The sequence below is a fragment of the Streptomyces hygroscopicus subsp. hygroscopicus genome (assembly GCF_030269125.1).
In the GTDB taxonomy this organism is placed as follows: Bacteria; Actinomycetota; Actinomycetes; order Streptomycetales; family Streptomycetaceae; genus Streptomyces; species Streptomyces hygroscopicus_C.
This window is the reverse complement of the sequence record NZ_BSSM01000001.1, coordinates 216,654-234,795: the sequence shown is the minus strand read 5'-3', so window position 1 is coordinate 234,795 and position 18,142 is coordinate 216,654. Positions and strand designations below refer to the sequence as shown.

Genomic DNA, 18,142 nt, shown 5'->3' with positions numbered 1-18,142 from the left:
GGCCCGTTCCAAGGAGAGTCGGACCCATGTCCCGTATCCCCTGCCTCGACGACGAGGCCCTGCCCGAAGTCCTGCGCAGCCTCAGCCAGGGGCGCGTCATCAACCTGTACCGCATCCTCGGTCACGCGCCCCGGTCGGTCATCCAGATAGCCCGGCTGAACGCCGCGCTCTTCGCCGACACCAGCCTCAGCGCGATGGACCGCGAACTGCTCATCCTCACCTACGGCACCACGTTCGAGGCCGAGTACGAGTGGGCGCAGCACGTGCCCATCTCCCGCGCCGCGGGTGTCACGGACGACCAGCGCGCGGCGCTGCGCCAACGGCGGTACGACGCGGACGTCTTCACCCCCGCCCAGCGGGCGCTGCTGAACTTCGGGGCGGCCGCGGCCGCCGGGCCTCTCGTGGACGAGGCGCTCCACACGGCCGTGAGCGCCCACTACACCTCGGAACAGATCGTCGAGGCCCTCGTCCTGGTGGGCTTTTACTTCCTCGTCGGGCGCGTCTGCACCGTTCTCGACGTCGAGATCGACGTGGCCGGAACCGACGAACTCGTCCGCATGGCACGGACCATGCACAAGCACTGAACCCCCGGCACCGGCGCGAGAGGAGCCTTCGAGGCGCTGACCCGCTCGACCCTCACGTGGCGTCATGCCGCAAGGCCGGTGACGTGGAAGGGTCCCTGACCGTGGGGCGGGTGGCCGAGCCGGCCCGCGTGAGCGTCCGCACGCCGCACCACCACGACGAGGTCGGCCTCGTGTGGCCGTCCGCGCGGACCGCGGCCGGGTACCGGGCCCATGCGGCGCCGGACGCGGAGCGGCTGCCGGGGGCGCTCGCCCACCGGCCGCTGGGCCTCGGACCGCGCGAGATCGCGGATCCGGTGGACGGCCCGGCGACCGACGCGTGATCGACCATGGCCGCACCGCGCCCAGCCGCAGGTCCCGGTGTCCTCCCGCTCGCCGCGCCACCGGGACGTGTGCCGCGGTGGGGTGCCCGGATGGGGTGCCGGGGACTGCCGCGACGGCCGTGACCTCACCTGTCGGTGATCTCGAAGAGCCATGCCGTGTCCTCCGGGCCCGGTGCTCCGGGGCCGGGTTCGGGGAGCCGGCGGAGGTCGCCCGTGCGCAGGGCGACCGTGGCCCGGGGACGCATCGGGCCGTCGCCGCGCCGTGCGAGCAGGACGAGTTCCCAGACGGTCGCGGTCATGGCGTCGAGGCGGTCGGCGCAGTCGGCGCTGACGCGCCGTGGCTCCCGGGTCCGGCCCAGGGACAGATGCGGGGTGAAGCGCCCGGCGGGCCCGTGGCAACGCGGGAACCGCCGGCGCAGCGCGTGGTGCAGGGCTGTCCAGGGCTCCGCGCCGGCCGCCGCCGGGTCGAGCCAGACGGTGGAGTACGCCCTGTGCCGGAAGGCGCGCACGCCGTCCAGCCGGGCGGTGAAGACCGGCGTCCCGGCCGTGGCCGCGGCGAGCAGGGGGGCGGCACGCCCGAAGTCGCACTCCGGTACGAAGCCGAAGAGCACGTTGACGTGCGGCGGCCACCGGTGGATCTGCGGATCGTACTCCTGGCGGATGTCCTGGATCGGCGGCCACAGCTCCGCGGGCGGGATCCAGGCCAGCGCCGTACGGGGCGTCGGGGACACGTCGAGGACGCCGAGGGGCTCGCCGCTGCCGCCCGGGTCCGCGCGCGGGTTCCGTATCCGGCCGGCGTCCGAGGTGCCGACGCGGTCCACCCCCGTGGCCCGGTCCCAGACCACCTCGCCGTCGGCCTCGATGAACACCACCCGGTGCCACGGGATGTCGCCCCCGGGGACGAAGCAGGGCAGCGGAACACGTGTGCAGCCGTCTCCGCGTTCGCTGATCCCCAGCACGAACCGGGCCGGGTCGAACCGCGGGTCCCAGCGGACCCGGTGGTAGATCTCGTCGCTGGTCCGCATCACGCCTCCTCTCCCGCGCCGCACCCTCTCCTCCAGGGTGCCGCTCATACCGCGCTCGGGGGCACGCTCCCCGACTTCCGACGGCTGAGCCCGCGGGGTGCCGGCGTGGTGCGCCCGGTCCGCGGGGGCCGGGCGCACCGTCGCCTCAGGGGCGGGCCGGTGCCCGGTCGGCCTCGGCCGGCCGCGGGTCGGCCGTCTCGGGCGCCCTGCGCGGCGACGGGATGAGCGAGGCGACCGCGGCGGAGAGGACGGCGACGCCGCAGCCGATCAGGAGGCCGGTGCGGAAGCCGTCCTCGGAGGCGAGGGTGTAGCCGCCCAGGCTGATGGTCATGTGGGCCAGGACGACGCCGATCACGGCCGAGCCGATCGTGGTGCCGAGCGAGCGCATCAGGGTGTTGAAGCCGTTGGCCGCGGCGGTCTCGGAGACCGGCACCGAGCTCATGATGAGCGCGGGCATGGAGCCGTAGGCGAGGGCGACGCCGCTGTTGATGACGATGCCGGCGAGCATGACGCCCCAGGCCGTTCCCATGAGCGGCAGCGCGAGCGCGTAGCCCACCGCGATCACCAGGGCGCCGCAGACGAGCGCGACCTTCGGGCCGCGCGCGTTGATCAGCTTTCCGCCGAGCGGGGAGACGAGCATCATCATGATGCCGCCGGGCGCGATCCACAGGCCCGCCGCGAGCATCGACTGGCCGAGGCCGAAGCCGGTGGCCTTCGGGAACTGCAGCACCTGCGGCGCGATCAGCATGAAGGAGTACATGCCGACGCCGATGAGGACCGACGCGGCGTTGGTGATCAGCACCCGCGGGCGGGCCGTGGTGCGCAGGTCGATCAGCGGGTCGCGGGTGCGCAGTTCCCAGAAGCCCCAGGCGGGCAGGGCGACGACGGCGACCGCGAACAGCCCGAGCGTGGTGCCCGAGGCCCAGCCCCAGTCGGCGCCCTTGGAGATCGCCAGCAGCAGCGCGACCAGGCCGACGGCGAGTCCGAGCGCGCCGGGCGCGTCGAAGCGCTGTCCCTTGGCGGCGGCGGGGACGTCCGGTACGACGACGAGGATCAGCACGCCGACGAGCAGCGCGAGGACGGCCGAGCCCCAGAACAGCTGCTGCCAGTCGGCGTACTGCGCGACCGCGGCGGCGAGGGGCAGCCCGATCGCGCCGCCGATGCCCATGGACGCGCTGACCAGGGCGATGGAGCCGCTGAGCTTCTCGACCGGGAGCACGTCCCGCAGCAGTGCGATGCCCAGCGGGATCATGCCCATGCCCATGCCTTGCAGGCCGCGTCCCGTGATCATCGGCACGACGGACGTGGACAGGGCGCACACCACCGAGCCGATCACCAGCGGCACCACGCAGATCAGCATCATGCGCCGCTTGCCCACGAGGTCGCCGAGGCGTCCGGACACCGGCACGCAGACCCCGCCGACGAGCAGGGTGACCGTGACCACCCAGGCCGCGTTCGACGAGGAGGTGTGCAGGATCTGCGGCAGCTCGGCGATGAGCGGGGTCACCAGGGTCTGCATGATCGCGGCGACGGTTCCGGCGAGCGCCAGGGCGGTGACGATACCGCCCGTTCCGCGGCTCGGCTGCGGGGCTTCCATGGGTGACTCCTCGTTTCGTCCGGTCGTCCGGGGCATGCACACCCCAAGGCTGTGCATGATGCACATCGTATGCATTATCCATATCGGATGCGTCATGCACGTCGCCTGTGCGTGACAGCGGGGTGGCGGGGAGGGCCGGGACGGGACGCCTGTGCCGCGGGGCCCTGAGATACGGTCGACTTCCGAAGGAGGCAGTACATGGGGAAGCCGTCGCATCTGGTCGAGTTCGAGCACATGGTGCTCGGGCGGCACCAGCTGAGCAGTACCACCCGCCGGCACCACGAGGGCCGGCTGGAGCGGAGCGCGTACATCATGCTCAGCCGGATCCACGTTCAGGGACCGATGTCGATCGGGCAGCTCAGCGATGCCTTCCAGCTCGACGCCTCCACCGTCAACCGGCAGACCGCGCACGCGATGCGGGCCGGGCTCCTGGAGCGGATCCCCGACCCCGAGGGCGGCATGGCGCGCAAGTTCCGGCTGACCGAGGAGGGCGAGCGGAGGCTGCTGGAGGAACGCGACCTGCACGTCAAGGACCTGGACCGGGTCTTCGAGGACTGGTCGGCCGAGGACGTGGAGAACTTCGCCCGCTACCTCCAGCGGTTCAACACGAGCGTGGAGCGGATCACCGGTCGGCCGTGGCCCAGGACGTGAGCCCCGCCCGGGTCGGCCGCCGTCGGGACCGTGCCGACGCGTGACCGGCCGCGTGTACCGCCCGGTCCCGCGGCCGGAAGTCGCGCGCGTACGAAGCCGCCCGCGCGCAGCCGCCGCCGGTCTGCCGGCTGCCGGCCCGGCAGGGCCGCCGCGACGCGTGGCCGGTCCTCGGGAGGGCGGTCGCGGCGTACTCGCCCCGGGCGTTCGTCACCGTGGCCACCAGCCGGTGGCCGCCGGGGCCCGGCAAGGTCACCCGCGCCCGGGGGACCGGCCGCCGGTCCGGGCCGCGGACCCTACCGACCGGGTCGGGCTCCGGATCGCCGAAGCGGTGGCGGTGCGGGGGCGTGCCGTGGGCGCCGGCGCCTCGGCGGAAGGGTCCTCCGCCGGCGGGGCCGCGTCGCAGGCGGGGTGGCACGGCCGGCCGTTCGCCCGAGTGGAGGACGCGCGGCTCAGGAGCCGGCGGCCGCGGATCTCCGCTCCGTCCTCAGCTCGTCCGCCAGGCGGGCGACCGCCGCGTGCAGCGGGTCCTCCTGGGCGATTCCCCAGCGGTGCAGGTAGACGAGGAGCTGGGTGACGACGGTGTCGTACTCCACGAGGACGGAGCTGTGCGGTTTGCTCAGGTTCTCGATCTCCTGGAGGCGCCGGTGGGTGTCCTCGTCGATCTTGCCGCTCGTCCTGAACATCGCGGCGTAGCGGCCGACGCCCTTGGCCGGGTCGGTGGCGTAGCGGAGCTTGGCCGCGAAGAGGGCTCGCTGTTCGGCGTCGAGCGTCGCCGATCGCTCCAGGAGGCCCTCCAGGGACCGGACCCGGGCGCTGCGTTCCCTGGCCAGTTCCCGGATCTCGGCATCGCCGAGGTCCTGCCGCAGGAGCAGCAGGACCGGGGTGTTGTCGTAGGACTCGCCGGCGTCCACGTGGGTGAGTTCATGGGCGAGCGAGCCGAGCCGCTCGGTGGCGCCCGCCGGCTGGGACATCATGTGCTTCAGGGTGTATTTCTCGGGGGTTCCCGCGGGGGACAGCGATGTTCCCGGCATTCCCGTCGTGAAGTGGACGATGTCGCGGTGCGCCAGCAGGTCACCGAGGACGTCCCGGGTGGCCTGCGGAGCCTCGGTGTCCGCCTGGATGCCGGCGAGCAGGTGCAGATCGTCCTCGACCAGGGTGCTCTTCTGGGCCGCCGTCAGCTGATTGACGGCCTGGTTCAGCGAGGTCTGGAGATAGACGTTGACCAGAGCCATGTCGCTGGCGCTGTCCAGGCCGGCGGTGTGGATCCGCCGCAGGACGGCCTCCTGCGCGGCCAGGAAACCCCGCGCCTTCGCCAGCGCGTCCCGCTCCTGTCCGGCGTCCGCCAGCTGCCGGTAGATCGCGGCTTCCGCCTCGCCCTCGGCGAGCAGTTGCCGCACCACGTCCTGGTGCCGGCCCGATTTCGACTGGTCGCCGTATCCCCCGGCGATCCGCACCAGCTCCGTGAGCTGCCGGGCCCTGGCCCCGAAGTCGTCCAGCTTCTCCTTGTGGCAGTCCGCGAGCGCCTTCTCGACCTGGTCGACCGACGAACCGCGCTTCTGGAAGCGGCCGACGGCGGTGCTGCGCCGGAATTCCTCGACCGACATCAGACGGGCGACGGGCAACCCGGGGCCGGGGGACGCCGCCGGAGCCGTGGCGTCGGCCGCCGCGCCGGCCGTCCCCCCTGCCGTCCCACCACCCGTCACCCGCCGAGCCACCCGTTCCGCCTCCCGCTCGAACCGGTCCGACGGATCACTGACGGCGAGTCCGCCCCCGGTGTCCGTGCCGGCGACCGGGCCCCGTCGCTGCTGGACGACGTGCGTCAGCTCATGGGCGAGCACGGTGCGGCCCGCGTCGGACGCCGGGTCGTAGCGGCCCCGCCCGAAGACGATGTGGGAGCCGGAGGTGTACGCCTCGGCGGCGACCGACGCCGCGGACTCGTGCGCCGCGTGGTCGGTGTGCACCCGTACGTCGGAGAAGTCCGCGCCCAGCCTGGACTCCATGTCGCCGCGCACCGCGTCGTCCAGGGGGCGGCCGGGGGACCGCAGCACCCCGCGCACCGACGCGGACCGCCGTTGCGCCGCCTCGGACTGTTCCGCGCGGCCCAGCATCTCGGCGACCGCGGCGTTGCCGACCAGCCGTTGCAGGGACGCCAGCGCGTCCGGCCGCGGCGCGGCCTCCCGCCCGGGACGCCGCGGGTCCGCCGCCCGAGCCGGGGCGGACCGGGACGTGCCCGCCGCCGTGGGATTCTCGTGCCGCTTCCTGTGCCCGTGCACAACTCTCCTCACCACGCCGGGACCGGACCCGTCCTTCCGGTGTACGACAGGGACGGTCCCGGCGAACAGGGCGAAAAGGGCAACGCGCGGGCAGAGTCGCTGCCCGACCCGCCCGGTGACGCGGCGCGGCCGGGGTGCGGGCGCACCACCGACCCCGGAGCGGGCACGTCCGCCCCGGGCGAGCCGGTGCCCTGACTCATGTCGTGCGCAGCGGCACCGGCAGGTGGTCCCACAGATTGACATGGGCGAGGCGCCAGCGGCCGTCGGACCATTCGAGCGCGGTGATCCCGCAGTGGTAGAGCTTGAGGCAGAAGGTGTCGGATTCCGCGACCGCCCGGACCACCGTGCTGATCAGTCCGCCGTGGGCCACCGCGAGGACCGGTCGGCCCGACTCCTCGGCGCGGCGGGTGAGTTCGACCAGCGCGGTGCGCGCCTGGGAGCGGAAGTCCAGATAGCGCTCGGAGAGGAGCCTGCCGCGCCGCTTGGTGAACGGTGCGGCGGACGAGGGGAGTTCGGGCGGGACGGGGAAGTCGGCCTCGGCGAGCGTGGGTTGGACCTCGGCCGGCAGGCTCAGCGATGCGCGCAGGTGCTCGGCCGTCTCGCGGGCCCGCGCCAGCGGGCTGGTCACCAGGCTGCCCACGGTGAGCGACGTGTCGCCGTCGAGGCGCCCGTCGTCCGCGAGCCACCGCGCCAGATGACCGGCCTGGCTGTGCCCGAGCGGGCTGAGACCCGTGTCGCGCCCCCGACGCCCCTGGCCGGCCCCCTGCCCCAGCGACTGACCGTGGCGCACGAGATAGATCTTCACCGGACGTCCTCCACCAGCGGTTCCCGGTCCACCGCGGCCCCCGGGTCCTCCTCGGCGGCACCCGGCATGAGCGGCTTCCCCCCGGCCACGATCCGGCCCAGCCAGAAGCCCGCGAACTGGGAGGTGACGATCGACAGCAGCACGAGCGAGGTGAAGAAGTTCTCGTTGATGATCCGCGCGCCGAACGCCACGGACGCGAGCACGATGCCCGGACCGCCGCGGGCGTTCATCGCGACCGCGAGGTTCCCGGCCGCCGCGGAGGTCTCTCCCGCCAGCCGCGCCCCGAGCCACACGCTCGCCGACTTCACCAGGCAGGCCAGCGCCAGGAACCAGCAGAAGAACACCGGGTCGAAGTGACGCACCAGATCCAGCTTGATGCCGACGATCGCGAAGTAGATAGGCACGAAGAAGCCGAGCGAGACCTGGCGCAGGGTCTCCTCGGGCCGCTCCGCCCCGGCCCCGGAGGCGCCCGCCGCGCACATGCCCGCCACGAGCGCGCCGAAGATCGGGTCGATGCCGAGTCCGGCACAGGCGGCGCACAGCAGGAAGAGGACGACCAGCCGGAAGGCGAGCGGGCTGCGCCGCTCCAGCACATTGGCCCGCGACCGCGCCAGCCGCTTGAGGACCCGGGGCCCCAGCCACAGGGACAGCGCGAGGAACAGCAGGGGTACGACGGTGAAGTAGGCGACGGTCGGCGGCAGTTCGCCGGAGCCGTACGACGCCCACAGGCCGTACGCGTCGGCGCCGCGGGCCTGGGCCATGCCGAGGACGATGGCGAGGACGACGTAGAGAAGGATGTCCTCGACCACGGCGACGGCCAGGACGATCCGCGCGAACAGGGTCCGCAGGATGCCGAGGTCCAGCATGATGCGCGAGATGACGGGCACACTGGTGACCGCGACGGCCATGCCGAAGACGAGCGCGAGCGCCGCGGGCGAGCCGTTGGGGCCGGTCAGCCCGTCGGTGTGCACGGCGGAGGCGACGGCCAGCCCGAAGGCGAAGGGCAGGGCGAGACCGGAGACGGCGGCGTAGGCGATGGTGCGCCGCCCCCCGGCCCGGCGGCGGGCGCGCAGCTCGGTGCCGGTCAGGTACACCAACAGCAGCATGCCGAGCTGGTAGAAGGCGCCGAGCACGTACGACGTGGCGCCCGAGGACGGGAACAGCCAGTGCCATGCCCCCGGGGCGAACTGCCCGAGCACCGTCGGCCCGAGCACCAGGCCGCCCGCGATCTCGCCGATCACCTGGGGCTGGCGCAGGCGTGCGAACAACTGGCCGCCGAGGTGGGCGGCGGTGAGCAGGAGGACGAGTGCGAGGAGGAGGTGGGCCACCTCAGCGGCTTCGAGGGACACGGCTCCTCCTTCCCTGCGTATGTGCGCGGACAGGTGTGGAAACCACGGGTGTCCCTTCTGTCAGTCGTGCCCCTGGAACTACTCGTGCGTGGAACTGCTCGTGCCTGGATTTGATCGTGATCCCGGAACCGTCGTGCTCCGGGAGCGGACCGCGCCCCTGGAGCCGGCCGCCGCCCTCCGGAGACGGCCGCGCCCTACACGGCGACCACGCAGTCGTCGGAGCATCCGGCGCCCGCGACGCTGACGATCCCCGTCCTGCCGTCACCGAAGAACCGCGCGAACAGGCCCGCGGGACGGCCGCCGAACATCAGCGGTCCCAACACCGGGGCCACCTCGGTGTCGTAGGGCTCGTCCACCCCGTCGGCCACCACCGCGAGCCGGCAGGTGCGCGGCGCCACGAACTCCTGCACCACACTGGTGCCGGTCTCCGCGGCCGCCGTCACCGCCGCCGCCCACTCGGCCTGGCCGGTCTGCCGGCCGATGACGACCTGCCGGCCGCTCATCCCGATGCTCTCCTTGAGGACCAGCGACTCGCGGTGCGCGACGGCGAACTCCACCAGGTCGACCTTGCGCCCGCCCCGGGTCGTCCACCGGTGGGACAGAACGCGGGTCCAGGGCAGATAGGTGTCGACGAGGGCGCGTTCGGCCGCGCTCATCCACGGGCGGCCCTCCGACAGCATGCCCATGGTCAGCTTGCTCGACAGGAACGTGGAGGTCTGGGTGCCCACCAGGAGGCAGCCGTTGTCCAGCGCGGTCTGCACCGGCGCGGTGTCGATGCCGAGTTCGGCCCAGTCCGGGATGGTGAAGTCCCGCAGCCCCACGGGGTAGCGCAGTCCGGGCGGGCAGTCCCATGCCTCGTGCAGGTCCTCCGGCTCGAAGAAGCGCGCGAGCAGGCCATGGCTGTTGAAGTGGTCCACCTGGAGGTCGAAGTACCGCGTGTGGCCTCCCTGGTCGCGGGCGCTGCCCGCGATCGCCACCCGGGGCGGCACCCCCGACTCGGCACACAGGTGCCGGAACATCTCGGTGCGCACGGCGAACGGGTCCTGGTACTCGAACGGCAACCGCCCCCGGGCGTCGGTGTAGAGCCGCCGCCAGACCTCCATACGGCAGTGGAACTCCACCGGTCCGCCGAGCGCGCCGCTGACGTTGAACTCCAGGAACTGCGGGCCGTTCGGTCCGATCACGACATCGGGACGGGCCACGCAGTCCGCGTACCGCTCCTCGGTGAACCGGTCGGCCAGGAACAGCTGCCGCTCGCTGTCCGGCATGCGGTACGCGGCCAGTCGGCCCTCGGTGGTGGCCGCGGCCTCCAGGGCGGTGCGGCGCACCAGGTCGAGCAGGGCCCGCGAGACGCGGAACAACTCGGCGTAGGACGCGCTCGGCAGCGCGATCGGCGCGGCGGGCAGATGCGTCTGGTACCAGTAGCCCGTGTCCCGTATCTCGTGCCGCAGCATGTCGCGGAGCGTCGCCGCACCGGCCGCGGGCGCCAGCCGGTGGCGGCCGAACCACGGGTGGCCCGTCGCCGGCGAGGGGTCCGCCTCCAGGAGCACGGTCATCCGACTTCCTCTCTCTTCCTTCTTCTGATCACGAGGTGCGGCGCACCGCTAAGGTGTGCGCGGCGCCGCCGCACGACCGGCGCCCGCAAGACCTCAACGCACACGGGAGAAGGTCCGATGACACTGCGTCAGGTAGGCGACAACGAGTACGTCGAGGAACACGGCGGCGACTACGAGGACTTCGAGCCGGGGATGGTGATCAAGCACTGGCCCGGCCGGACCATCACCGAGTCGGACAACACCTGGTTGACGCTGCTGACGATGAACCAGCACCCGCTGCACTTCGACAAGGCGTACGGCGAAGGGGCCGAGTACGGGCGGGTCCTGGTGAACAGCGGGATCACGATCTGCCTCGTCAGCGGCATGACCGTACAGGCGCTGTCCGCGCGGGCCGTGGCCAACCTCGGCTGGGACCGGGTCCGCCTGAAGGACCCGGTGTACGTCGGCGACACCCTGTACGCGACGAGCCGCATCCTGGACAAGCGGCTGTCCAAGTCCCGCCCGGGACAGGGCATCGTCACCGTCGAGACGACCGGCACGAAGTCCACCGGGGAGACCGTCATCGTCTTCGAGCGGTCCTTCATGGTCCGCTGCCGCGAGACGGCCTGACGGCACCACCGGGCACGTCACCGTGCGGTGCCCGCGCACAGGGCGGCCGCGGCGGCCGTGTCCTCGATGGCCAGACCCACGCCGCGGAACACCGAGGTACGGCCGTCCGCCGCGGCCGTACCGCCGACCAGTTCGCCCAGCTCGCACAGCGCCTCGGGGCCGATCAGGCCCGCGGCCAGCGCGGCCCGCACCTCGCCTGCCTCCGCGTGCGCGGCCGCCCGCTCCTCCACGACGACCAGCGCGTCCGCGAGCAGCGCCGGGTCCACCTCCAGCGCGTCCTCGTGGGTGCCGCCGATCACGTTCAGATGGGCGCCCGGGGCCACCCAGCCGGCCTCGACCAGGGGTTCCGGTGCGTCGGTCGACGTCGTCGTGCAGATGACGGCGGCATCGGTGACGGCCTCCCTCACCGTGTCGCACACGGTCACCCGCAGCGCCCCGCCGGAGGTCTCCCGGACCCACCGCGCGAACCGCTCGGTGCGTTCAGGGGTACGGGAGAACACCCGGACCGTGCGGAGCGGGCGCACCGCGGACACGGCCCGCACCAGGGCGCGTGCCTGCACCCCGGCGCCGAGGACGGCCAGGTCGGCGGCGTCCTCGGGGGCGCACAGCCGGGTGGCCAGCGCGGCGACCGCGCCGGTGCGGACGGCGGTCAGCTCGGCGCCGTCCAGGAGCGCGGTGATACGGCCCGTCGCCAGGTCGGTGACGGCGACGACCCCGTGGACCAGCGGCAGGCCGCGGTCGGGGTTGCCCGGCGTCAGCGTGGTGATCTTGACCGTGCCCACGCCGTGCCGCTCCCACACGGAGGCCGCCGCCAGCAGCTCCCCTCCGCCCCGGTGCGGGACGACCGTACGCGGGGGAGAGGACGTGCGCCCGGCGGACAGGTCGGCGAAGGCATCGGCGAGCGTGTCGACCACCCGCAGCAGCCGTTCGGTGCCGGTCATGTCCTCGGCGGTGAGGAAGACGGGGGACGCCGGCCCGCTCACGCGACCGCCTCCCGCGCGCTCAGCTCCGCGACCACGTCCCCGATCATGTCCTCCTGCCCGGCGATGGCCTGTCGCCTGCCGAGTTCGAAGAAGACGTCGCGGGGGTCGACGCCCGCCCGCCGGGCCTGCTCCAGGACCTGGTGCTTGAACCCTGAGAAGACCCCGGCCAGCCCGCTGACGATGCTGAGCGAACCGGTGACGGGGGGCGCCGGCATGAGCTTGTGCTCGGCGAACTCGGCGGCGTCCAGCAGCGCGTACAGGTCGATGCCGGTGTGGAACCCGGTGCGCTCCAGCACCGGTACCAGCACCTCGAGTTGGGTGTTGCCGGCGCCCGCGCCGAAACCGCGCGCGCAGCCGTCGATGATCCCGGCGCCGGCCTGCGCGGCGGCGACCGAGTTCGCCACCGCCATGCCGAGGTTGTTGTGCCCGTGGAAGATCACCGGCACGTCGACGGCGGCCCGGATGGCGCCGATGCGCTCGCCGACGTCGTCGGGCAGGAAGTGCCCCGCGGAGTCCATGATGCCGACCGCGCGGGCTCCGTAGCCGACGACACGGGCCGCGTTCTCGGCGAGTTCGGCCGGGGAGGCCATGTGGCTCATCATCAGCACGCAGTGCGCCTCGGCGCCCTGCTCGGCGAGGAAGCCCAGGTGCCGCTCGGCGAGGGAGCCCTCGGTGCAGTGCACGCCGACGCGCACCACGTCCGCACCGTGTCTCAGGGCCCGGCGCAGATCGTCGGAGGTGCCCCAGCCGGGCAGCAGGAACACCGCCATCCGGCTGTGCTGGAGGGCCTCGCGCACGGTGGACAGCATCAGGTCGTCGGGCACGGCGGCGCGGCCGACCTGGAGGGAGGAGGCGCCGAGGCCGTTGCCGTGCCCCACCTCCACCACCGGGACCCCCGCGGCGTCGGCCGCCGCCGCGTAGCCGCGCAGCGCGTCCACGCCGAGCTGATGGCGCACCGCGTGCTGGCCGTCGCGCAGTGTGGGGTCGTGGATCACCACGGCGTTCACCGGCTCACCCCCTGCTGGGCGGCCGGGGCGAGCCGGGCCGCGTGCTGCTCGGCGACCAGCACCGCGGCCGCGTCGATGATGTCCAGGTTTCCCGCGTAGGCGGGCAGCACCTCGCTGTCGGCGTCGACTTCGAGGGAGACGACGATCAGCTCGCCGCGCACGTCACAGGCGAGGACCCGGTAGCCGGGCGCGAACTCCCTCACCCGCTCGGCCGCTTCGGCCACCACGGCCCGCACCGTCTCGGCGTCGGCCGCGGGCGCCAGCGCGTGCACGGTGGTGCGGAACGCCGCCGGCGGCGCGGCCGGGCTGATGTTGAGGATCGCCTTGGTGGCGCCCACGCCGGTGAACGCGGTCAGCGCCTGCTGGGTCGTCGCGACGTACTCGTCCAGGTTGAGCCGGGTGGCCCGGCCCGCGACGCCGCTGGCGACGGTCGAGACGACCTCGAAGTAGCGCACGTCGAACCGGTCGGCGAGGGCGTGCGCCACCGGGATCGAGGCCTGGCCACCGCAGCTGATCAGGCTGACGTTGCCCTCGGGCGGCGCGTGTACGCCGGTCACGGTCGGCACCACCATCTGCCCGATCTTGCTCGGGGTCAGGTCGATCAGCAGCGTGTCGTACGACCGCAGCAGTCGCCAGTGTTCGGCGTGCGCCCGCGCGTTGGTGGCGTCGAAGACCACGTCGAAGGGGCGGGGCGCGGCGAGGATCGCGTCGATCCCTTCCGCGCTGGTCGGACAGCCGAGCCCGGCGGCGCGCCGCAGCCCCGCGGACTCGGGGTCGCGCCCGGCCACCAGGGCGCACTCCAGCACGGCCGAGCGCCGGATCTTGGAGACCAGGTCCTGGCCGATGGCGCCGGTGCCGATGACGGCGACGGAGGCGGCCGGGGCCGTGCCCACGGCCCTGTCGTCGGTGACGCTCATCGCACCACCCCCGAGTCCGCCGCCCCCGCGTCCGCCAGCGCGTCCGCCTTCCGCGGCGCCGACCTGGCGAACCGCACGCTCCACGCGTCGCCGCGCTCCACCGTCATCCGCGCTCTGCGGGCGAACGGCGGCCCGACCATGGCGCCGTCCAGCAGCGCCACGCCCCCGTCCGCCGCCCGGACCGCCTCGGTGACCCGGCGGGCCTGGCGCAGTTCCGCCGCGTCGGGCCGCAACGCCCGGTTGATCGGGGCGAGTTCGCCCGGATGCACCGCCACCTTGCCGTGGAAGCCCAGCTCCCGTATCCGTTCGATCTCCTCGGCCAGCACCTCGGGCGCGTCGAGTCGGAAGTTGGCGGTGTCGATGCAGGCCGTGCCGTACCGCGCGCAGGCCAGGGCCATCGCCTGGCGGGCGGCGAGCATGCCGGCCCAGGTGATCTCGACCCCCAGGGACGCGGCCAGGTCGGCCGAGCCGAGGATCAGCCCGTCGGCCGCCTCGGCGATGCCGTCCACGGCGCGGACGGCGGCCGGGGTCTCCACCGTCACATAGATCTCCGGGTGCGCCCCGGCCGAGGCGAGGATGTCCCGCAGCAGCCGTACCTCGACCGGCGACTCCACCATGGTCATCACCACGATGCCCGGCCGGACCGGAGACTCGGCGAGCAGCAGCAGGTCGTGCACGGCCTCCAATGTGCCCATCGGGTTGACGCGCACCCCGGTGTTCGCCGGGGCGGGCGCCTTCTCCAGCGCCGCCCGGCACACCTCGCGGGCCGCCGCCTTCCCGGGTGGCGGGACGGCGTCCTCCAGGTCGATCACATGCACGTCGGCGTCGTACGACCAGGCCTTGACGACCCGGTCGAGGGACAGCGCGGGCGTGTACAGGATGCTGCGCGGCAGCGCCCGGGTGGCGTCCGTCATCGGATGGCCTCCCCGGGCGCGGGTATCGCGGGGGAGGCACCGACCTCGGTGAGGACGGCGCACAGCGCGCGGATCTGCTCCTCGGTCTGACCCGCGCGCATCATCACGCGCAGGCCCGCCGTGCCGCGGGCGACGATCGGGAAGAACACCGGGGAGACGTAGAACCCCTCCTCGAAGACCCGCCGCCCGGCCTCGATCACCGTCTCGTCGGTCATCGGCACCAGCCGGATCGGGTAGGTGCTGCCGGTCTGCTCGGTGTGCACGAGGGAGTCGAAGAGTTCGATGTTGCGGTACAACCGGTTCTGCAACGTCGTCAGTTCGGGCGTGCGGTGGATTTCGGCGGAGGCGAGGCCCGCGCCGACCGCGGCCGTGTTCAGCAGCTGGGAGTAGTTCAGGGCGCCGCCGAACCGCTCGATGATCCGCAGCGTCTCCTTCTCGTACCCGTCCAGCACGATGGCCGCGCCGCTGGTGCCGAACGCCTTGTTCAGGGTGACCACCACGATGGTGCGCTCGTCCAGCACCGGACTGTGCGTGCGCACGTACCCGACGCCTCGCTCGCCGTAGGCCGACAGCGAGTGCGAGTCGTCGTAGTAGACCAACAGGCCGTACTTGTCCTGGAGTTCGGCCAGCTCCTTGACCGGTGCGTAGCCGCCCAGGCTGTCGCTGCCGTCGCAGACGTAGGCGACGCGCGCGTACTTCCTGCACGCGTCCTCGATGAAGTCGAGGTCGTGGTGGGGCGAGGTGACGACCTCGGTCTCGTCCGCGCAGACCGGCTTGAGGTTCGCCATCGAGATGTGCGCGTTCTTGTCGAAGATCATCAGTGGCCGGGTGCCGTCGCCCAGATGACCGGAGGCGATCAGCGGCAGCAGCCCGAACGTGGCCGTGCTCGCCGCGATGGAGCACACCACATGGGCGCCGAACAGCTCGCCGAGGGAGTCCTCCAGCTCCAGCATCGCGGGGATCTGCACGCGGCTGCGGGCGATGCAGTGGTCCAGGACGCCGTAGCGGCGCATGGCGTCGATGCCGCCCTCGATCACCTTGGGGTGGGAGTCCAGGTCGAGGTAGGAGCAGCAGCTGAAGTTGACGAACTCGTGTCCGTCCGCCACGAATTCGTGTCCCTCGGTGGTGCGCAGCACACCGGAGTCCAGGTCGGCCACGATACCGGCCAGGCCGTTGCGCTCCGACATGTCCCAGAACTCGTTGCCGATGCCGATGAGTTTGTCGTTGTTGCGGTACCGGTGGGTGGGGGTGATGGAGATGCGCTCGGTCATGACGCCGCCTGTGCCGGTTCGTAGTTGTAGACGCCCTTGAGCTTGCGGAAGACCGCGGTGTAGACCGCCACGCCGAGCACGTACGGCCGGCGCAGGATCTTCGGGTCGCGCAGCCAGAAGTTCACGTTGATGTTCATCTCGTCCAGCGACTCCGCCTGGTGCCACCAGCCCAGCGGCAGATAGAGCATCTGTCCGGGCTCCAGGATGACCTCACGGCGCTGGACGAGCTTGGCCGCGAGCTTCGGGTAGCGCGCCCAGTCCACGTCGTCGAAGTCGAAGACCTGCGACTTGTCGCCGAATCCCTTCTTCAGCGAGCGCGGGTAGTAGGCGCGAGAGCCCGGGGGCGCCATGACGAACCGCTTGCGGCCCTCCAGGGCGACGTTGAAGTTCTCCAGCTCGTCGAAGTGGCTCTGGGTGAACACCCCGCGGTGGCTGATCCACAGGTTGGCCGCGTTGAGCGCGCGACGGTAGTCGAACAGCTTCCCCGCGTCGAAGCCGAGGATCCTGTTCACGTCGGACGGCCGGTTGCGGATGTTGGACACGACGCGGTTCCAGGTGCTCGCGTCCTTCTGGTAGGTGTCGTCGGCGAAGAACTCCGCGAGCCGGATCTCCCTGGTGGTCCAGCGCTCGGGGTTCTGCTTGTCGCTGGGCTCGGTGAACAGGGTCACCGGCAGCTGCCCGAGCAGCTCGGCCACCCCCTCCTTGCCCATGCCTTCGGTGCCGCCCGGCAGGGTGATCACCACGGGGACGTCGGCCCGGATCAGGGCGTCCCGTCCGAAGGCCATGAACTCCTCGAACGACAGCCGCGGCACGGGCAGACCGCCGAGGCCACTCTTCGTCCGGACCGGCTCGCTTGCGTCCACAACTCTTCCCTCTCCGCTCATTGTTCCTGCACCGCCCATTCCGGAGCGTGTTCCACCACCGGCCGTTCGCCGCGCAGCGCCGGCTGCCCCAGGACGGCCAGCGCCAGGGCGAAGAGCCCGCCCCCGACCCCCGCCCAGGCCCCCGCCGCGGACCCGAAGGAGTCGGCCAGCCGGCCCCCCGCCGCCGTGCCCGTGGCGATGCTGAGGGCGCCGGCACTGGTGAGCCAGGAGAATCCCTCGGACAACGCGCCCTTGGGGCAGACCGATTCGAGGAGCGTGCTGCCCGCGATCAGTCCCGGGGAGATCGCGACCCCGGCGAGAACGGCGAGGAAGCCCATCACGAGGGAGGAGGGGGCGAAGGCGAGCGGGAGCACGCCCAGCGTGAGCACGCCGCAGGTGACCGTCAGCAGACGGGCCTGGGTCAGCCGCCAGTTGACGGCGCCGTAGACGGCGCCCGCGATCAGGCTGCCGACCGAGATCAGGGCCAGGAACACACCGCCGAGCCCGGGTTCGTGCTGCTCCTTGGCGAACGCGATCATGGTGACGTCGACCGCGCCGAACTGGAAGCCCATCCCCGCGTAGCAGAGCATCAGCACCCACACGCCGGGCACCTTGATGGCGCGCTCGCCGCCCCGCCCGGCCGCGCCCTGCGGTGCCGGCTCGGAGCGCCGGTGCAGTGCGACCGCGACGGAACCGGCGAGCGTCAGCAGCCCGCAGGCGACCAGCCCGGCGGCCGGGTGCACGGCCGACGCCAGCACGGTGACCACGAGCGGCCCGAGCAGGAAGATCGTGTCGTCCAGGATGGACTCCATGGCGTACGCCGTGCGCAGCGCCTCCGCCTCGACCATCGCGGCCCATCGCGCGCGCATGAACGAGGTGAACGACACCGAGGTGCAGCCGGACGCCACGGCCGCCAGGATCATCAGCACCAGCGGGGCCTTCAGCGTGATGGCGAGGAGCAGCAGCGTCATGCCCGCGACATGCGCCGCGCCCGCGCCGAGCAGCACCCGCCGCTGGCTGATCCGGTCGGCCGTCCGCCCGAGGAGCGGGCTGACCACGCCCTGCGCGAGCAGCATGGCCGCCGCCACGGTGCCCGCACGGGCCATGGAGCCCGTCATCGCGGAGACGAGCATCAGGATGCTGATGGACCGCATGGCGATCGGGGCCCGGCCGACCACGCCCCACAGGGCCAGTGGCGCGGCACCGGGTAACCGGAGCAGTCTCAGATAGGAACCGAACCCCGAATGCGACCCCGAAACCGCAGCGGACACAGCACTCCTGTCGGCGTGAAATAGGCCATGTGGAAAGCTCTGGCAAATCCGGGCCGGAAACTCGGTTCCGCCACATGTCGGGAAACTATTCGCTTCCCCGCCGACCGTGCCGATCTGGTGCGCCCCCGCCCGCTGCCGTGCCGTGGT

Annotated in this window: 17 protein-coding genes; 4 read left to right on the top strand and 13 right to left on the bottom strand. The window is 72.7% G+C overall.

Annotated features, from left to right (window positions below; genetic code table 11):
- The first annotated feature begins 26 nt into the window (after positions 1-26).
- Positions 27-584 (top strand): carboxymuconolactone decarboxylase family protein, encoded by a 558-nt coding sequence (locus QSK45_RS01070; RefSeq protein ID WP_285552257.1) that lies wholly within the window; start codon positions 27-29, stop codon positions 582-584.
- Positions 585-667: 83 nt separating this feature from the next.
- Positions 668-904 (top strand): MerR family transcriptional regulator, encoded by a 237-nt coding sequence (locus QSK45_RS01065; RefSeq protein ID WP_490993490.1) that lies wholly within the window; start codon positions 668-670, stop codon positions 902-904.
- 125 nt (positions 905-1,029) lie between these two features.
- Here the strand turns inward: QSK45_RS01065 and QSK45_RS01060 are convergent, their stop codons facing one another.
- Positions 1,030-1,929 (bottom strand): RNA repair domain-containing protein, encoded by a 900-nt coding sequence (locus QSK45_RS01060; protein WP_285552255.1) that lies wholly within the window; start codon positions 1,927-1,929, stop codon positions 1,030-1,032.
- 145 nt (positions 1,930-2,074) lie between these two features.
- Positions 2,075-3,526, bottom strand: a complete 1,452-nt coding sequence (locus QSK45_RS01055) for an MFS transporter (RefSeq protein ID WP_285552253.1) — start codon at positions 3,524-3,526, stop codon at positions 2,075-2,077.
- A gap of 198 nt (positions 3,527-3,724) precedes the next feature.
- Here QSK45_RS01055 and QSK45_RS01050 point away from each other — a divergent pair, with 198 nt between their 5' ends.
- Complete coding sequence (locus tag QSK45_RS01050; RefSeq protein ID WP_285552251.1) at positions 3,725-4,177, top strand: MarR family winged helix-turn-helix transcriptional regulator; 453 nt, start codon at positions 3,725-3,727, stop codon at positions 4,175-4,177.
- Between the two features lie 449 nt (positions 4,178-4,626).
- On the opposite strand, the gene QSK45_RS01045 is transcribed toward QSK45_RS01050, so the two are convergent.
- From QSK45_RS01045 to QSK45_RS01030, 4 genes are all read right to left on the bottom strand, one after another.
- Positions 4,627-6,450, bottom strand: a complete 1,824-nt coding sequence (locus QSK45_RS01045; RefSeq protein ID WP_285552249.1) for an eCIS core domain-containing protein — start codon at positions 6,448-6,450, stop codon at positions 4,627-4,629.
- A gap of 196 nt (positions 6,451-6,646) precedes the next feature.
- Positions 6,647-7,255 carry a histidine phosphatase family protein gene (locus tag QSK45_RS01040; protein ID WP_285552248.1) on the bottom strand — a complete coding sequence of 203 codons (609 nt, stop codon included), beginning with the start codon at positions 7,253-7,255 and terminating at the stop codon, positions 6,647-6,649.
- A complete protein-coding gene (locus QSK45_RS01035) occupies positions 7,252-8,604 on the bottom strand; it encodes a cation:proton antiporter (protein WP_285552247.1) in 1,353 nt (450 codons plus the stop codon). Before QSK45_RS01035 ends, QSK45_RS01040 begins: the two co-directional genes overlap by 4 nt.
- A 194-nt stretch (positions 8,605-8,798) precedes the next feature.
- On the bottom strand, positions 8,799-10,160 hold the full coding sequence (locus tag QSK45_RS01030) for a hypothetical protein (protein ID WP_285552245.1): 1,362 nt from the start codon (positions 10,158-10,160) through the stop codon (positions 8,799-8,801).
- Between the two features lie 117 nt (positions 10,161-10,277).
- Between QSK45_RS01030 and QSK45_RS01025 the strand changes: the two genes are divergently transcribed.
- Positions 10,278-10,769, top strand: coding sequence for a MaoC family dehydratase (locus QSK45_RS01025; RefSeq protein ID WP_285552243.1), 492 nt, complete (start codon positions 10,278-10,280; stop codon positions 10,767-10,769).
- 17 nt (positions 10,770-10,786) lie between these two features.
- On the opposite strand, the gene QSK45_RS01020 is transcribed toward QSK45_RS01025, so the two are convergent.
- The 7 genes from QSK45_RS01020 to QSK45_RS00990 are packed head-to-tail and all read right to left on the bottom strand — an operon-like array spanning position 10,787 to position 17,995.
- Positions 10,787-11,752 (bottom strand): ornithine cyclodeaminase family protein, encoded by a 966-nt coding sequence (locus QSK45_RS01020; protein WP_285552242.1) that lies wholly within the window; start codon positions 11,750-11,752, stop codon positions 10,787-10,789.
- On the bottom strand, positions 11,749-12,759 hold the full coding sequence (gene dmpG / locus QSK45_RS01015; RefSeq protein ID WP_285552241.1) for a 4-hydroxy-2-oxovalerate aldolase: 1,011 nt from the start codon (positions 12,757-12,759) through the stop codon (positions 11,749-11,751). Before dmpG ends, QSK45_RS01020 begins: the two co-directional genes overlap by 4 nt.
- A complete protein-coding gene (locus QSK45_RS01010; RefSeq protein ID WP_285552239.1) occupies positions 12,756-13,676 on the bottom strand; it encodes an acetaldehyde dehydrogenase (acetylating) in 921 nt (306 codons plus the stop codon). Before QSK45_RS01010 ends, dmpG begins: the two co-directional genes overlap by 4 nt.
- On the bottom strand, positions 13,673-14,590 hold the full coding sequence (locus QSK45_RS01005; protein WP_285552237.1) for an HpcH/HpaI aldolase/citrate lyase family protein: 918 nt from the start codon (positions 14,588-14,590) through the stop codon (positions 13,673-13,675). The genes QSK45_RS01010 and QSK45_RS01005 overlap by 4 nt, the downstream gene beginning before the upstream one ends.
- Positions 14,587-15,861 carry an 8-amino-7-oxononanoate synthase family protein gene (locus tag QSK45_RS01000; protein ID WP_285552235.1) on the bottom strand — a complete coding sequence of 425 codons (1,275 nt, stop codon included), beginning with the start codon at positions 15,859-15,861 and terminating at the stop codon, positions 14,587-14,589. Before QSK45_RS01000 ends, QSK45_RS01005 begins: the two co-directional genes overlap by 4 nt.
- A complete protein-coding gene (locus tag QSK45_RS00995) occupies positions 15,858-16,745 on the bottom strand; it encodes a cupin-like domain-containing protein (protein ID WP_395484368.1) in 888 nt (295 codons plus the stop codon). The genes QSK45_RS01000 and QSK45_RS00995 overlap by 4 nt, the downstream gene beginning before the upstream one ends.
- Positions 16,742-17,995 carry an MFS transporter gene (locus tag QSK45_RS00990; RefSeq protein ID WP_285552233.1) on the bottom strand — a complete coding sequence of 418 codons (1,254 nt, stop codon included), beginning with the start codon at positions 17,993-17,995 and terminating at the stop codon, positions 16,742-16,744. The genes QSK45_RS00995 and QSK45_RS00990 overlap by 4 nt, the downstream gene beginning before the upstream one ends.
- Positions 17,996-18,142: the final 147 nt, after the last annotated feature.

What these genes read in the sequence shown, in the direction of transcription:
- QSK45_RS01005 (WP_285552237.1), bottom strand. Translation starts at nt 14,590, where the DNA reads ATGACGGACGCCACCCGGGCGCTGCCGCGCAGCATCCTGTACACGCCC.
- QSK45_RS01055 (WP_285552253.1), bottom strand. Translation starts at nt 3,526, where the DNA reads ATGGAAGCCCCGCAGCCGAGCCGCGGAACGGGCGGTATCGTCACCGCC.
- QSK45_RS00995 (WP_395484368.1), bottom strand. Translation starts at nt 16,745, where the DNA reads ATGAGCGGAGAGGGAAGAGTTGTGGACGCAAGCGAGCCGGTCCGGACG.
- QSK45_RS01070 (WP_285552257.1), top strand. Translation starts at nt 27, where the DNA reads ATGTCCCGTATCCCCTGCCTCGACGACGAGGCCCTGCCCGAAGTCCTG.
- QSK45_RS01010 (WP_285552239.1), bottom strand. Translation starts at nt 13,676, where the DNA reads ATGAGCGTCACCGACGACAGGGCCGTGGGCACGGCCCCGGCCGCCTCC.
- QSK45_RS01060 (WP_285552255.1), bottom strand. Translation starts at nt 1,929, where the DNA reads ATGCGGACCAGCGACGAGATCTACCACCGGGTCCGCTGGGACCCGCGG.
- QSK45_RS01025 (WP_285552243.1), top strand. Translation starts at nt 10,278, where the DNA reads ATGACACTGCGTCAGGTAGGCGACAACGAGTACGTCGAGGAACACGGC.
- QSK45_RS01000 (WP_285552235.1), bottom strand. Translation starts at nt 15,861, where the DNA reads ATGACCGAGCGCATCTCCATCACCCCCACCCACCGGTACCGCAACAAC.
- QSK45_RS01050 (WP_285552251.1), top strand. Translation starts at nt 3,725, where the DNA reads ATGGGGAAGCCGTCGCATCTGGTCGAGTTCGAGCACATGGTGCTCGGG.
- QSK45_RS01030 (WP_285552245.1), bottom strand. Translation starts at nt 10,160, where the DNA reads ATGACCGTGCTCCTGGAGGCGGACCCCTCGCCGGCGACGGGCCACCCG.